This window comes from Bacillus sp. FJAT-28004 (assembly GCF_001280845.1).
Lineage (GTDB): Bacteria > Bacillota > Bacilli > Paenibacillales > Paenibacillaceae > Pristimantibacillus.
This window is the reverse complement of the sequence record NZ_LGHP01000001.1, coordinates 4,096,729-4,111,313: the sequence shown is the minus strand read 5'-3', so window position 1 is coordinate 4,111,313 and position 14,585 is coordinate 4,096,729. Positions and strand designations below refer to the sequence as shown.

The window sequence follows — 14,585 nt, the reverse complement described above, 5'->3', positions numbered from 1 at the left end:
ATATTTCGCCCCTCCCCCTTAACCTATTCCTTATTTACTCTTGCCAATAGATCCTTCAGCTTCTGTTCAATGACTGGAAGCACATCCTCAACCTTCTGTTTTCCGTTCTCCACACCTGAGAGCTCATTGATGAATAGCTCATTAATTTGAGAGTAGTTGGAAATAAGGTGATTGTACGATTCAAAACCGTATTTATAAGCGCCATCGAATACTTGCTTAATGCCTGCTGGATCGATGCCTTCGAAGTTATTGTAATACTTCTCTGCTGCAGCTTGGTTTACTGGAGGATTGCCTCCGCTAAGCTCGATCGATTTCTCCTGAATTTCCGTTGTAATCAAGAACTTAATCCACTCCGCAGCTTCCTTTGGATGTTTTGAACCCTTCAATACGAATAATGGATCAACGTAAAGTACGCTTCGCACATCGCCTTTTGGACTTACAGGAACCGCAGCAACACCTACTTTAAAGTTGAAATCTGCAGCGGCAGCTAGGCTCCACGAACCAACAACAGACATTGCTATTTTACCCGATAAGAATGGATCACCGAATTGGCCGGATACCGATTGGGAGAATGCTGGTGTTGGTGAAACTTTCAAATCATGAATTAGACCATAAAGCGTTTTGTAAGCGTCGATAACATCAGGTTTTGTCAAATTAATCTCTGAAGGTTTGCCGCCATTAGTCCACGTGTCATCGGAATAGACATTCGCTCCGAAATATTGAGGACGTTGGTCACGCTCACCAAACCCAAAATCCACGCCATACTGAGCTTCCTCCAAATTATCGGAGTCCACTGTCAGCTTCTTCGCATATTCGACCATTTTGTCAAAAGTCCAGCTCTTGTCCTCGTAATCTGTTGGAGGGTAAGGAAGTCCTGCCTTATCGAAAAGATCCTTGTTATATAACATAACGGTTACGTAACTATTAAGCGGAATACCATAGGTTTTACCATCTACCTTGTAGATGTTCATAACATCTTCCGGAATATTGTAATCAGAAGCTTTGAAGTCTTCAAAATAAGGTGTCATATCCAGCAGCATATCTTTGTTGTAGTATTCCATAAACCCGCCATACCCCCAGTGAGAGGTTACGTCCGGCGCATTTTTCGCAGCGATGGATGATTGCAGCTTGGAATCAAATTGTTCGTAAGGTGCTTTGGTTACTTTCACCTTGATGTTCGGATGTTTAGCTTCAAACTCTGGAATCAGCTTCTCTACAAACGTTCTGTCGGGCGAGTCAATCGTATAATGCGTGATCGTTACTTGCTTTTCTTTACCAGAACCCGTGTTTCCGTTGTTCGAACATGCGGTTGCAAGCAGCGATAATGCGAGAATAGCGGTAATAGATATCCATTTCTTATTCTTCATTCTAATTTCCCCCTTGGTTTTATTAGATTCCATAGACTATTTAATGCCTGTAAGTACGATCCCCTCAACAAATCTCTTCTGTGCCACCGCAAACAACACGATAATCGGCAGTACGGAAAGAATCGAAGCGGCCATCAGTAAATTCCAAGGCGCTAAACGAAACTTCGATGACAGCATAGCAGCCATCCCTACTGGAAGCGTGAAGTTCTCCTGCGAATCTAGGTAAAGTACAGGGCTGAGCAGGTCGTTCCAACTCCAAATGAATGAAAATATGGCAACCGTAGCAAGCGCCGGGCCTGCTAAAGGAAGCGTAATATTCCAGTACAGTCTAAACTCACTGCAACCGTCTATCCGGCCGGCGTTATAAAGCTCATCAGGCAGCGTAGAGAAAAATTGTCTTAACAAAAAAATCATATAAGCTGACCCAAAAAAAGCTGGCAGAATGAGCGGCAATAACGAATCATGCAGTCCAAGATTCATGAATAAAAGGAACTGCGGAATCATGATAGCCGGATAAGGCAGCATCAAAGTGCTGAGCACTAGCATGAACATAAGTCCACTGCCTTTTCCCTTGTATCTAGCAAATCCAAACGCAACGAATGATGAGGAAAGCACCGTTCCGATAACGGTGAATATGCCAACAATTAAGCTGTTCTTATATTGCTGGCCGAATTTAATGTCGGTATTGGTAAACAATTCACTAAAGTTTTCCCAAGCAAACACTTTAGGAATGATCGTCGGAGGAAACATCAGCATTTCTTTGGTCGTCTTTAGGGATGTCGAGAGCATAAACCAAACCGGTGACAACATCGTGATCGTTACCGCCAATAAAATGAGGAATCCAATTATTTGCGATAACTTCAGCTTCTTTTTCACAACTAATCGTTTTGAGATTGCGTCCGAGGTTACTTCACTCATTTGTTGCCACCTCCTTCGTAGTAAACGTATCGTTTCGACGTTCTCATAATAAAGTAGGTAACAACTAATACTGCAACGAGTAGTATCCAGGCCATGGTAGACGCATATCCATAACGGAAATTTTTGAACGCATTGATGTAAATGTTATACACGTAAAACCAGGTAGAGTAATTCGGTCCGCCACGCGTGATCGTATAGGCCTGTGTAAACACTTGAAAGGATTCAATGACACCAATAATAAGCTGGAACAGAAATACGGGCGAAATCATCGGGAATGTTACGTTCCAAAATGTTTTCCAGCGGCCAGCGCCATCGAGCCTTGCTGCCTCCAGCAGATGGGCTGGCACACCTTGGAGCCCCGCTAGGAAAATAAGCATGCCTGCGCCGAGTCCCCAGAACGACATAATAATGAGAGCCCCTAAAGCGTAATTCTCATCCAAAAACCAGTGGATCGGTTCAATTCCGAAAAACGATAACCCATAGTTGAACAATCCCGCCTGCGGATTGAATACCCAGAACCATAACAAGGCCATCGATACGCCTGAAATCATACTTGGAAAATACATCGCTGTACGGAAAAACCCGTTAAAGGGAATCTTCTGATTAATCAAGATTGCAAACATAAGAGATAAAAATAACGTTATAGGAACGCTGATAAGGGTGTACTTGATTGTAACCATTATCGAGTTATAAAACTGTTGATCCTGAAAGAGCTCTCTGAAATTGTCCAATCCCACGAAAACGGGCGGGTTAATAATATCGTAGTCCGTGAAGCTGTAGTACAATGAAGCGCCTACTGGATATAAAGCAAATATAAGAAAACCAATAATCCATGGAGAAATAAATAGATAAAAGTGTTTGTTTTCCCGCCTCTGAAATTTGCTGCTCTTCAGTAAAACCGCCCCCCTTCCATTCGGTTTCCTATTCCTTTTCTACAATTGCTTGCATGCTCAGCAGCATCGTTACCGCTTCTGCACGGCTAGCTATCGCATTAGGCACAAATAAATTGCCGCTGCGCCCTTGTACAATGCCATTTTTCTTCGCAGACTCTACTGCTTTTTTGGCCCAGCCTGGTATTTCATTATCGTCAGCGAACCCCGGTATGGCAGTAGCATCCGCTTCGATATTCATGCCATTTGCAATCATCACAGCCATCTCCGCTCGTGAAATCGGAGCATTAGGTTGGAAGCTGCCATCCTCATAACCTGAGACGATTCCTAGCTCAACAGCTTGTGATACCGCCTTTACAGCCCACTCACTGATTGCAGACGTATCACTAAACGTAAGCTCAGCTCCATTTGATTGCGGCTTTATTATTTGCATCATCATAGCAGCAAACTCTGCGCGAGTTACGGAACGATTAGGATTAAAGTTGGCATCGGCATAACCCTTCACGATGCCTGCCACAGCAGCTTTACGAATATTGGATTCTGCCCAATGACCCGCAATATCTTTAAAGTTGCCTGGATCAGAAGACGCTTTCATATCAACGATGGTTGGTGACCACCAGTTGCCAGATACGACAATCATGCTTAACAACCTAAGATTATTGCCGAAATACAAATCTTCTTCCGTCTTGACCGCGGCATTGTAATCCCATAATTTATTGAGCCACTCTTGATTAGAAGAATCGACCATTGCGCTTACCATTAGCGGAGCGGCGAACGAGATATCTTCATAATCTGCTATCGCTTTTGACCCATCTAACTTGTATCCCGCCATAATATGGCTAGGGTCATTTTTCGTTGTTTTGCGTATCCATGCATTCAGTGTGCTTAACTGATCTTTCGCCCTGTTGTCCCCTGTAATTAAGTAATCCGTTCCAAGACGCCATGGGATTCGGGAGGAGTTATAGCTATAGTCGCCATCATAAATGGATTCAAGAAATTCTGGCGGTGCAGGAATGAAGCTGTTGCCCTTTTTCACGACGAAGTCTGGGAGAAGTCCTGCATTAGGACTGGAGTTTTTGTAGAGGTTTCGTATAATACCATACGTTTTGTCGATAACTTTATCCCAGCGTGGATCATCAGAAACGTTCCGGAAATCCTTCAGATGCTGCAGCATGAAATCGGATGAGCGTGTCGCACTAGCCCATTTGTCAGTCGTCGCCCAATCCGCAAGTCTTAAGATCCAGTCTTCCTGATTCACTTCACTTTGCATAATGGCATCTATAACTTTACGGGCTTGCGCTAAATAATTGATTTCTCCATCATTTCCCCATTGCTCACCAGCGAGCAGCAGCGCATAAGCGATATCCAAATCTCCATCCGTAGCTGAATCTATACCGTTTATATCAACGATAGCCTTGCCTGTATCCCCCTGCTGCCAAGCCATTAAATCTGGATTGATTTCACTTGGATGTGCTCTAAAGTAACGATACATACCATCAAAATATTTCTTCGCATTCGGATCATGACCAGCCATCAGAGCTGTTATTAACATCCCGTACCCGTGTGCTTCCGAGACCGTAATTTCGTTGCCCACAAACCAGTCCCCGTCCGCGTACCAAACATAATATTGACCTTTCGTATATGGATTTTCTTTTAAGTATTTTACTTTCCACTCGTCGTATAATTTTTTCACTGTATTATCCAGTTGTTCTTGCGGGACATGGTTAGGCTTAATCGACCCTTCCGCGTAAGCGGTATGCTGCGGAAATGCTTTGAGTGGTCCTTTTTCTGTTGAACCTTCTGCCGCAGCTGCCAAGTTCGAAAGATTCAGCGTCAACATCATGAACACGAGAGTCAGACAAGTCGAGAAACGAATCGTTGATAGCCTTTTAATCCTCATGAAACTAACCTCTTTTCTTTTTAATAATGAAAGAAGCAAATCCGAGAAAATCTTAAATCGATAGCGAAAGTTTAACCGCTTTAATATTCAACATGAGTTTATACCGACATTCAAAATATGTCAATTAATATTTTATTTGCTTATTATGGATTCTATATATCCTTTAACTTGTAGATAAATGCACTGTTTCTGTTTTTGTCTTTACTTGTCTCTTATAACTATTAAACGTTGATTTTGTCATATATTTTATTTAAACGCTTAAACTTTTAAGAGTAAGAAGCTATTCAATGATCGTGTTTCAATTTAATACTCAACCGTTTGATAGAGGAGTAGTTTCTTATCAAATAGCACATTTTTATAAGGGTAATATAAATAAAGGCTATGTCCTTTCCACTCTGTAGGGCAGAAGTAATTTGAAAAGACGCCCTTCTTGTGTTCAAATGAGATAATAAATATGAATGTACTTGCGTATCATTACACCCGGTAACTCATTATCGAGTTATTAAAATCTTAGAAGAAATGAGATGAAGTGGAATGAATAAGGAAATTAAAATCTTGGCTATCTCGGGAAGTCTTCGTCAAAGCTCCTCAAATACATCACTAATGAATGCTATCATCGGATTAGCCCCGGAAAACATAAAATTCACTATATACGGTGAGTTAGGAGACCTTCCGCATTTTAACCCTGATATTGATATTGAGGAAGGACCTGTGCCGGTCAAAGGGCTAAGAACACTGCTTAATGAAGTTGATGGTGTGCTTATATGTACACCCGAATATGGGAACGGTGTGCCTGGCGTTTTGAAAAACGCGCTGGATTGGCTTGTATCCACTACTGCGTTTATGAATAAGCCTACAGCGGTAATCAGCGCCTCACCTACTCCAATGGGCGGGGATAAAGCTCATGCTTCACTTCTGCTTACACTTAAAATGATTAATGCTGAGATTGTAGAGGGCGGGACATTGATTATTCCGCATATTACGTTAAAACTAAATAAAGAAGGCATGATTACAGATCCTGAGCTAAAGCAGGAGTTATTATCCGTGCTTCATTCACTTGAGCAGGCTTGTTACTAGAGCTAATACCTCCTCAGCCAGAATAAAAAGAAAGAGCCGGCGCAATCACTATAGAAATAGTAATTGTGCTGGCTCTTTCTTTTAATATGAATGCCCTTTGTCTTATCACTTAACGATCTCTAGGCGCTCCCGTAGATTTCCTAACCATTAACTCCGGATCGAACTCCATGATCGTATTTCGTTTAGGAGAATCCTTGATTAGTTTCAGCAAAATATCCACTCCCTGCCGCCCAATTTTCTCAAATGGCAAACGAATGGTTGTCAGTGCAGGATGAAATTCTTCCGCATAAATCTGATCATCGAAACCTACGACAGATACATCTTGAGGAATGCGAATCCCTTCATTTTTGAAAGCGTCCATTACGCCTAACGCCATAAAGTCATCTGCTGCGAATACCGCTGTAGGCAGCTTGCCTCCATCAATCCAGCGCTTAGCAATGGCGTAGCCTGAAGGAATATCAAACGAACCTTGCTCCACTTGGAAAGGCTGCAAACCAGCTTCCTCAAGCGCGAACAGAAATCCTCTCTCACGCTCACGGCTGCTCAGAAACGGATCAGGCCCGCTAATATGAGCAATATCGGTATGTCCAAGGTCGATCAGATGTTTTGTTGCATCATAGCCGCCTTTAAAATTATTAACGATAACAGATGGAACCGTCGGATTACGCTGCTGATTATCCAGAATGACAAAAGGAATTTTCCTCTTTTTAAGCTCCATTACATATATATCTGCATTAATTGGCGAGAGCAAAATAACCCCATCTACACGATCCTCTTGAAACATCGAACGGTTGAACGAATCCTCGTCTCCTTGTGAGATGGAGAGTGCGAGAAAATAACCCTGCTCTGCCAAGCTATCATTAATCTCCTTGACTACAGCGTCAAGAACAGTGTCATGCAATGTGGTCAATGTTAATCCGATAATACCGGTTTTGCCGCTTGCGAGGCTCCGGGCTGATGCGTTCGGATGATAGTCCAGGTCCTTCATGGCCTGCAACACTTTTTCTTTATTCTTCTGGCGCACGGATGTCGATTTATTAAGAACTCTGGATACCGTAACGACTGACAATCCCGATTTCTTAGCAACATCAAATATACTAACCTTCATTGATGAACCGCTCCTGTTAAACGCAATTTACATAAACATACCACATTTACCACTAGATTTCACATAAGTTAACGCTATATTAAAGTAAATTTATGTTTTATTCCATTGACAGGTGTCTATTTGCTTTTTCCCCGTAAAAGAAAATCCACAACCCTATTTGGTTGTGGATCAACATATGAATTAAGACTTTCTGATTTCCTGTCCAGGCATAATCATTCTCCTGTGTAGTATTGCGAGTTATATGTTTTATTAACTATTCTTTTACCGATCCTAAGACGATTCCGTGAATAAGGAAACGCTGCAGGAAGGGATAGATTAATAAGATAGGAATCATCGATACCAATATTTTTGCTGAGTTTAATGTGACATTGGACACCTTGTTAAACTCCTTAAGCTGCTCCACCGTAAGATTCTGCAGTTGATCCCGTGTCAGACTGAGCTGTTGAAGATAGGTCTGCAAAGGAATTTTTGTACTGTCATTAATTAGAATAATCCCGTCAAAGAAGTTGTTCCAATGACCCACAATGGCAAACAAAGCAATGGTAGCTAAGCTTGGCAAGGAGACCGGAAGAAAAATATAAAATAATGTTTTTAACGGACCCGCTCCATCCATAAAGGCAGCTTCTTCAAGCTCTCTTGGAATACCTTTGAAAAAATTCATGAGCAAGATGACATTAAACACAGGAACGGCACCAGGCAATACGAGAGCCCAGATGGAATTGATCAAACCAAGATTGCTAATGACCATAAACCATGGAACAATACCACCGCTAAACAACATCGTAAATATAATGATCCACATATATACATTTCTAGACTTAAACTGCTTGATGCCTTTGGATAGCGGGTATGCCATCAATATAGTCAGAATCATGTTCAAGCTAACTCCAAGAACTACCCGCTCCACCGATACTAAAAATGCTTTCCAAAACTTCGTGTCATTCAATATCTTCTCGTAGGAGGAAAAATTAATATCAATGGGGATAAAATAAACCTCTCCCGCATTTACAGCTGTACTGCTGCTTATCGAAATGACAATCGTATTGATTAGTGGAACAATGGAAAGAAAAGTGATCATCAACAATGCCGCAATAATGAGTATATTAACAAATCTGGACCCGAGGGCTTTGGATTGTACCATGTTTACCTCCTAAAAAATCTTATACCCGGCATATTTTGCAGCTAACTTATAGGAGAGAATAATTAATACAAAACTGATAACCGATTTCATTAATCCAATGGCTGTAGCGAAGGAATATTGCATGTTGATTAGTCCCATACGGTATACAAAGGTATCGATAATATCCCCTGTTTCATATACCAACGGATTATATAGATTGAATACCTGGTCAAAACCTGCATTCAATACATTTCCTAGACTCAAAGTGCCCAGTAGTACGATTGTTGGAAAAATTCCCGGCAGCGTTATACTTCTAATTTGTCTCCAGCGGTTAGCACCATCAAGCGCAGCCGATTCATATAATGCTGGGTTAATTGCCGTCAGGGCAGCTAAGTAAATAATGGTTCCGTAACCAAATTCCTTCCATGTATCCGTTAAAATAAGCAGAGGCCTAAACCACGTATTGCTTGCCAAAAACATAATCGGTTCCAGACCCAAAAACTCAAGTAGACCGTTGACCATACCGTCATATGAAAAAATCATAGATAGCATGGTGCCTAAAACAACCCATGACATAAAATGCGGCAAATATACAATGGTTTGAACCGCACTCTTAAAGACTTTAAGTCTTACTTCATTTAGTAATAGAGCGAATACAATGGGTACTAATAAGCCGAGCAAGATTTTACCTACCGCTATGACAATCGTATTAATGAAAATCTGCTTGCTGTCCGGCAGTTGAAACATATACGTAAAGTTAGCAAGACCCACCCAGTCAGATCCCCATATCCCCTTCGCAGGAATGAATCTTTGAAAGGCCATCACAGCTCCAAACATCGGAATAATCGAAAAAATAAACAACATGATCATCCCAGGCAGCAGCATGAAATGATAAATAAGACCGCTCGACAACCCCCGTTTTTTCACCACTTGCGCCATTTTCGCATCACATCCTTGGATTTAAATTAATGAACTTGCTTCAGCTAAACGAAAATGTTCAGGTGGAGGTTCACTCCACCTGATGATTCTTACTATTGATTAATTTCTTTGGCTATTTCATCTCCGCCTGTGCGATGCCAAGTTGCGACAAACTTATCAAACTCATCAATTTTTGCTTCGCCCATAATAATTTTCAAAATCATTTCTTCTTCCATCTTTTGCAGGTTAGCCCACTTCATCTTCATCGTTTCCGTTGTCCCATAGAAACCGCCAGCTATGACTTCAAGGTTCTCGTTATTGGCTTCTCTTTGGCCTTCAATGCGGGAAATATATTCTCCATACGTGTTAACATCAATAGCGCTTCCCTGTTTCTTGAACTCTTGATAGGCACGCAACGATACAATCCGATCTTCCTGAATCGTAGATTCATCTCCCGATTTATCTGCCTGCATAATGTCGTCATAGTAACGTTTTAATACATCATCATAGTCAATTTGCATCGGAATTTGAGTAGGGTCGTTGTTCCATCTACTCGCATCTGTTAATAATTCATCCGAATGCTCTTTTTTGTACTGCACAGCATCGTCAGTCATGGAGTATAAGAAGTCTGTTGTTAAATTAATAGATTTCATAATGGCTTCGGGATGTTTAAAACCCTTTTTCACAACGACGATACCGCCGCCAATTGGATCTTGGCGAATCGTCTTAAATTTCCCATTGTCATCCACTGGCGCAGAAATCGCTACCCACTCAGCATTCGGGTCTTTTTTAATCGAATCCTTATAATTCGTATAGCCGATCCACCAAGGATTAAATAGCATGCCTACCTGACCGTTGATCACTAGAGCTTCTTTTTCTTCGTTCGATCTAACCGCAAACTGTTTATCGATGAGTCCTTCTTTGTAACGTTCACTCAGATCCGCCAATGCCTCTTTCATTTCCGGCTGAACCGACCCGTATACAACTTGTCCCTCTTTATTCGTAATCCACTGTGCAGGAAATGCATCATGCGCTGCAAACACGGGTGAGAAATTCATTGCATTCTGATCCATTACAAATCCAACCGTTTTTCCTGTTCCCGAAGCATCCTTCTCTACAAAGGTTTTCGACAAGTTCCAAACGTCATCCAAGCTTTTCGGCAATTCAGCTCCAACCTTATCAACCCAATCTTTCCTTACCCACAATAGTTGGTGCTGGTTCCCAATATTCGTCATGGGCAGCCCCATGATTTTGCCATCGACCTTTACTTGATCCATTAATAATTCACTATAAGAATCATAAATTTTCTTAATTCCGTCGGATGCCGTTTTTTCGTAGACCTCAGTCAAATCGGCAATCAAATCATTATCAACCAATTGATTGAATAGCTCTCGGTTGACAAGCATTACATCAGGCAAATCACCAGTCGTCATCGATAGAGATAGTTTCTGACCCATATCATCTGTTTCCCAAGCAACCTTCGCTTTTACATTTACCTTGCTTTCCACATATCTTGTAGCAAGGTTATTCTCGATGGTATCCCCTTCAGGCAAATTGTTCACCCGATTTGTATGTCGGCCAATTGTAAATTCAACAGGCGTTTCATATTTTCCATAGGGATTATAATCATTTTCGTTAACTGGAGCAGCTGCTTCGTTGCCTCCACTATTAGCACTATTACAACCGCTGGCAACTAGCAAACTTATACAAGCTGTTAAAATTACTGCGAATTTCCTACTTTTCCTCATGTTTAGTAGCTCCTTCGTTTATTTATATTTAAATTGTATGCGTTATCAGAAATGACGTATATGCAACATTTTTCTTTTCTATAGCACTTTTTAATGTTCCATCATCCTTTATGAACATTACAAAAAAACCGTTGTACACGAGGTACCACGGTTTCCAGAATGAGCTGTATGCTGCATCAAGTAAGCGGAATCGTTAATGTGACCGTTGTTCCTTCACCTTGTATGCTCTCCATTTCCAGCCCATATTCCTTGCCATAATACAGCTTAATACGGTCATTCACATTCTTTACACCACAGCCTCCGCTATCTGCTGTTAACAGCTGCTTTTGTTGCTCTGATGACATGCCGACACCGTTATCGCTTACCACCATTTTGATCTCCTCATTCTCGGGATAAGCTGCAATCGTCAATTGATTTCCATCAGCATTGGGTTCGGCGAATCCATGTTTAAGGGCATTTTCCACGATCGGCTGTAAAATAAAATGAATGATCGAATGGTTTAGAATCGCTTCATCTATCTGGTACTCCACCTCAAATTTCCCGTCATTCATGATGTACTGCAAATCCAAATAGGCATGAATATGTTCAATTTCATTTTCTACCGTAACCATATTTCTGCCATGATTTAACGTCTTTCTGTAGAACTTAGCTAATGTAGTGACCATATAGCTGGTTTCTATATCTTTTTTCTTGAGCGCGCGCCAGTGGATAAAGGAGAGCGTATTATACAAAAAGTGAGGGTTAATCTGGCTTATGAGCTTGTTGTACTCACTTTCCTTTTTGGCGATTTCAGCCTGGTAAACTTGAAAAATCAGACCGTTAATCCGCTCCAGCATTTTCCCGATTCCATTCGTGAGTCCACCAAACTCGTCTTTGGATGTACTTTGAATAATGACATCTAGATTGTTTTGTTCAACCTTGTCCACCTTATTTTTCAAAAAGATGATTCGCCTTGTAAAATTGTTTGAAAATATATAGATCAGTAAAAAAGTGATCACTAAACTCAGTAAAATAACATATACTGTGATTTTAAAAATACCAAAAGCATTAATATAAGCGTTTGCATTCGAAAGATAATAATGGATCGTCCAGTCGATATTTTTCAATTCACCACTTATTTTCAAGCGATTCTCGGACATAGCAGCTATTGAAGAGATTTCCTCTGGTTTTTTTTCATTAAATACGATTTGGTTCTTTTCGTTCTCAATATTTACAAAAATATAGTCCGACAGCTTATCCAAATCAGAAAAAATACTATCAAAATTAATCGAAATGACCATAAAATTACTATCTTTCAAATTACTAATCAGCTCTTGGACCAAATATACGTTATTGTCATAGATGACCCATTGCCTGCCTCTAAACCCAGCATACCACGCCTTGTTTTTCAGCTCGCTTAACGGCAAAATATTTTCACGGATGCCCAGTAAATCTCCCGACGTATAAAAAGTAATTCCCTCGATGTTATCATCCATTAATTTAATATGCGAAATCATAGGATCTACTTTGTCTCTGAAGTCGAGGTACATAGCAAAATAGTTCTCTTCGTAATTATTTATAAACACATCCGAAAAATCCCGATTGAGTACCATAAACTCGGCGAGTGTATTATATCTATTAATTTTATAATCAAGAATATTGGAAATCTGGTTCAAGCTTGAAGCCGCTTCACTCTTTAACTCTTTTATCTGAGTCCTATACGATTGAATAAATGAGAATAGACCTAATAAAATAATAGGAATCAACGCGATAATGAGATGAGATAGCAATAATTTGTTTCGGAATTTAATATCATTGAACTTGTTCTTTATCAACTGAATCATTTGTTATACCGCTTTCTCTATATTGTAACGGACTGACGTTATATTTAGCTTTAAATAACCTACAAAAATAAGAGGTATTATCAATTCCTACAAAGACAGCGATATCATTTATTTTCATATTGGAATGGACCAGCATATAATTCGCCTTGCGCAGCCGATAATCCGTTAAATATTTCGAGAAATTTACACCTGTCTCTTTTTTAAAAAGTATGCTTAAATAGCCTGGAGAAAGGTAAACCTCCTTAGACACATCCGATAATGAGAGATCACGCTGGAAATTATCCTTCACGATCTCCTTCACTTGCCTAATGACCATCGATTCTTGTGTTTCATGCTCCGGGTTATCTCTGCAAGGGCTGATTTGCGTAATCTCTTCCATTGCCTCTAGAAATTCATCGACGATTAAAGGCTTCAACAAGTAATTGACTACCCCTAATTTGATTGCACTTTTAGCATATTCAAACTCGTCGTAACCGCTGCAAATCACAATTTTTAAATTCTCCTGCGTTTTTCTAGCCATCTTACTTAATTCCAAACCATTCATCATAGGCATCTTCACATCTGTAATCAGAATATCTATGGACTTCTTATTTAAAATGTCTTCGGCAATAAGACCATTCTCAGCTTCCAGCACATTAAAGGGAAATTTATACTGTGTAATTAAACTCTTTATGCCTTCACGCTCTGTATGCTCATCATCCACAATTAGAACATTAAACAAGATGACATCTCCTCTGTCGGAATGATTAATAAATAAGCCCCATTATAGCACAATTTTAGAAAGGGCTTACAAGATCCGTGCACTAGCTGCACCAAAAACAAAAAAAAGGAGCTCCTTTAAAGAGGGGCTCCCTGAATGTCAGAATAATAATATACATTTACCGTACCGTTTGAAGGTGCATCAATTTCCGGAATTTAATGTAGGAGACTACTCGCCATGGGATGACATAGAAGAATGCCAAAATCATAAACAAAGCAGCCAGTGTTTGAGGTTCGATTTTTGATAAATAGTGGTGCAGCTCGAACCGAATCGCTATGACAACGAGAAAAGCTACGACGAATCCCCAGTTTTTCTTGGCGTATATTAGATGATCATCACGAATTTCATAGTTTGTGGTCCATATTAGAGGAATCGAGAGAGTAATACCGATAGCCGCCGCAATCAAAAATTCGTAAAACGGCGCATGGACATTGGAATTAAAAATCAATAATAATCCGGGCAGCATAAAAAGAATAGGGTACAACAGCCTTTTACCATCTCCACGAATTGGACGATAAAAGCTCCTTGTTCGCCTCCATAGCACGAGAGCAGCAATGGCAATAACGAATACATAAAAAGAACTATCCATTTCAACACCGCTTTCTACAATTAAAATATTAAATTTCCATTATTTACATTATACCTTTGTGGATGAAATATCTGCAATACGCAACTCGGATATTCAGGAATCACTTTGTGAAGAAGCTGCAAATTTCCAACATTTCTCCATAATTATATATATTGAATATATATTTTAAATACGGGTATTTTCTACGTTTAAGCTATGTAATAGGGACTACTCCTTATCTCTTTTGCGCTATGATGCTTTAGGTCTCGAGTTGTCTTCTGTTAGAACCTTTGTCGAAACGATTGTAATTAATATAAATATATTTAATATGTTATATAGGTACCGCCATTCGTTCATTAGCGAACTAGCCTAAGAAGGAGGGATTGAA

At 40.2% G+C, this 14,585-nt stretch carries 12 protein-coding genes; 1 reads left to right on the top strand and 11 read right to left on the bottom strand.

Features of this window, described 5'->3' with window-relative positions; genetic code table 11:
• Positions 1 to 23: 23 nt before the first annotated feature.
• The 4 genes from AC787_RS17930 to AC787_RS17915 all read right to left on the bottom strand — a co-directional run bounded on the left by AC787_RS17930 (position 24) and on the right by AC787_RS17915 (position 5,075).
• The gene (locus AC787_RS17930) at positions 24 to 1,367 is read right to left on the bottom strand and encodes an ABC transporter substrate-binding protein (protein WP_200930718.1); all 1,344 of its coding nucleotides are present in this window, start codon (positions 1,365 to 1,367) and stop codon (positions 24 to 26) included.
• A gap of 36 nt (positions 1,368 to 1,403) precedes the next feature.
• Positions 1,404 to 2,285: a carbohydrate ABC transporter permease gene (locus tag AC787_RS17925; protein ID WP_054026029.1), complete on the bottom strand. Its 882-nt coding sequence runs from the start codon at positions 2,283 to 2,285 to the stop codon at positions 1,404 to 1,406.
• Positions 2,282 to 3,070, bottom strand: coding sequence for a sugar ABC transporter permease (locus AC787_RS17920; RefSeq protein WP_321166123.1), 789 nt, complete (start codon positions 3,068 to 3,070; stop codon positions 2,282 to 2,284). The genes AC787_RS17925 and AC787_RS17920 overlap by 4 nt, the downstream gene beginning before the upstream one ends.
• 136 nt (positions 3,071 to 3,206) lie before the next feature.
• Entirely contained in the window at positions 3,207 to 5,075 is a 1,869-nt protein-coding gene (locus AC787_RS17915; RefSeq protein ID WP_063847540.1) for a glycosyl hydrolase family 8, read from the bottom strand.
• A gap of 534 nt (positions 5,076 to 5,609) precedes the next feature.
• On the opposite strand from AC787_RS17915, the gene AC787_RS17910 reads away from it, so the two are divergent.
• Entirely contained in the window at positions 5,610 to 6,152 is a 543-nt protein-coding gene (locus AC787_RS17910) for an NADPH-dependent FMN reductase (RefSeq protein ID WP_054026027.1), read from the top strand.
• 109 nt (positions 6,153 to 6,261) lie between these two features.
• Here AC787_RS17910 and AC787_RS17905 read toward each other — a convergent pair whose 3' ends face one another.
• The 7 genes from AC787_RS17905 to AC787_RS17875 all read right to left on the bottom strand — a co-directional run bounded on the left by AC787_RS17905 (position 6,262) and on the right by AC787_RS17875 (position 14,218).
• Complete coding sequence (locus AC787_RS17905) at positions 6,262 to 7,260, bottom strand: LacI family DNA-binding transcriptional regulator (protein WP_054026026.1); 999 nt, start codon at positions 7,258 to 7,260, stop codon at positions 6,262 to 6,264.
• A 253-nt stretch (positions 7,261 to 7,513) separates the two neighbouring features.
• Complete coding sequence (locus AC787_RS17900; protein WP_054026025.1) at positions 7,514 to 8,401, bottom strand: carbohydrate ABC transporter permease; 888 nt, start codon at positions 8,399 to 8,401, stop codon at positions 7,514 to 7,516.
• Positions 8,402 to 8,410: 9 nt separating this feature from the next.
• Entirely contained in the window at positions 8,411 to 9,319 is a 909-nt protein-coding gene (locus AC787_RS17895) for an ABC transporter permease (protein WP_054026024.1), read from the bottom strand.
• A gap of 92 nt (positions 9,320 to 9,411) precedes the next feature.
• Positions 9,412 to 11,046: an extracellular solute-binding protein gene (locus tag AC787_RS17890; RefSeq protein WP_054026023.1), complete on the bottom strand. Its 1,635-nt coding sequence runs from the start codon at positions 11,044 to 11,046 to the stop codon at positions 9,412 to 9,414.
• Between the two features lie 176 nt (positions 11,047 to 11,222).
• Positions 11,223 to 12,869 (bottom strand): sensor histidine kinase, encoded by a 1,647-nt coding sequence (locus AC787_RS17885; RefSeq protein WP_054026022.1) that lies wholly within the window; start codon positions 12,867 to 12,869, stop codon positions 11,223 to 11,225.
• Positions 12,838 to 13,590, bottom strand: coding sequence for a response regulator transcription factor (locus AC787_RS17880; RefSeq protein ID WP_082360821.1), 753 nt, complete (start codon positions 13,588 to 13,590; stop codon positions 12,838 to 12,840). The genes AC787_RS17885 and AC787_RS17880 overlap by 32 nt, the downstream gene beginning before the upstream one ends.
• A gap of 157 nt (positions 13,591 to 13,747) precedes the next feature.
• A complete protein-coding gene (locus tag AC787_RS17875; RefSeq protein WP_054026020.1) occupies positions 13,748 to 14,218 on the bottom strand; it encodes a CcdC family protein in 471 nt (156 codons plus the stop codon).
• Positions 14,219 to 14,585 lie beyond the last annotated feature (367 nt).

What these genes read in the sequence shown, in the direction of transcription:
- AC787_RS17930 (WP_200930718.1), bottom strand. Translation starts at nt 1,367, where the DNA reads ATGAAGAATAAGAAATGGATATCTATTACCGCTATTCTCGCATTATCG.
- AC787_RS17925 (WP_054026029.1), bottom strand. Translation starts at nt 2,285, where the DNA reads ATGAGTGAAGTAACCTCGGACGCAATCTCAAAACGATTAGTTGTGAAA.
- AC787_RS17915 (WP_063847540.1), bottom strand. Translation starts at nt 5,075, where the DNA reads ATGAGGATTAAAAGGCTATCAACGATTCGTTTCTCGACTTGTCTGACT.
- AC787_RS17910 (WP_054026027.1), top strand. Translation starts at nt 5,610, where the DNA reads ATGAATAAGGAAATTAAAATCTTGGCTATCTCGGGAAGTCTTCGTCAA.
- AC787_RS17905 (WP_054026026.1), bottom strand. Translation starts at nt 7,260, where the DNA reads ATGAAGGTTAGTATATTTGATGTTGCTAAGAAATCGGGATTGTCAGTC.
- AC787_RS17900 (WP_054026025.1), bottom strand. Translation starts at nt 8,401, where the DNA reads ATGGTACAATCCAAAGCCCTCGGGTCCAGATTTGTTAATATACTCATT.
- AC787_RS17895 (WP_054026024.1), bottom strand. Translation starts at nt 9,319, where the DNA reads ATGGCGCAAGTGGTGAAAAAACGGGGGTTGTCGAGCGGTCTTATTTAT.
- AC787_RS17890 (WP_054026023.1), bottom strand. Translation starts at nt 11,046, where the DNA reads ATGAGGAAAAGTAGGAAATTCGCAGTAATTTTAACAGCTTGTATAAGT.
- AC787_RS17885 (WP_054026022.1), bottom strand. Translation starts at nt 12,869, where the DNA reads ATGATTCAGTTGATAAAGAACAAGTTCAATGATATTAAATTCCGAAAC.
- AC787_RS17875 (WP_054026020.1), bottom strand. Translation starts at nt 14,218, where the DNA reads ATGGATAGTTCTTTTTATGTATTCGTTATTGCCATTGCTGCTCTCGTG.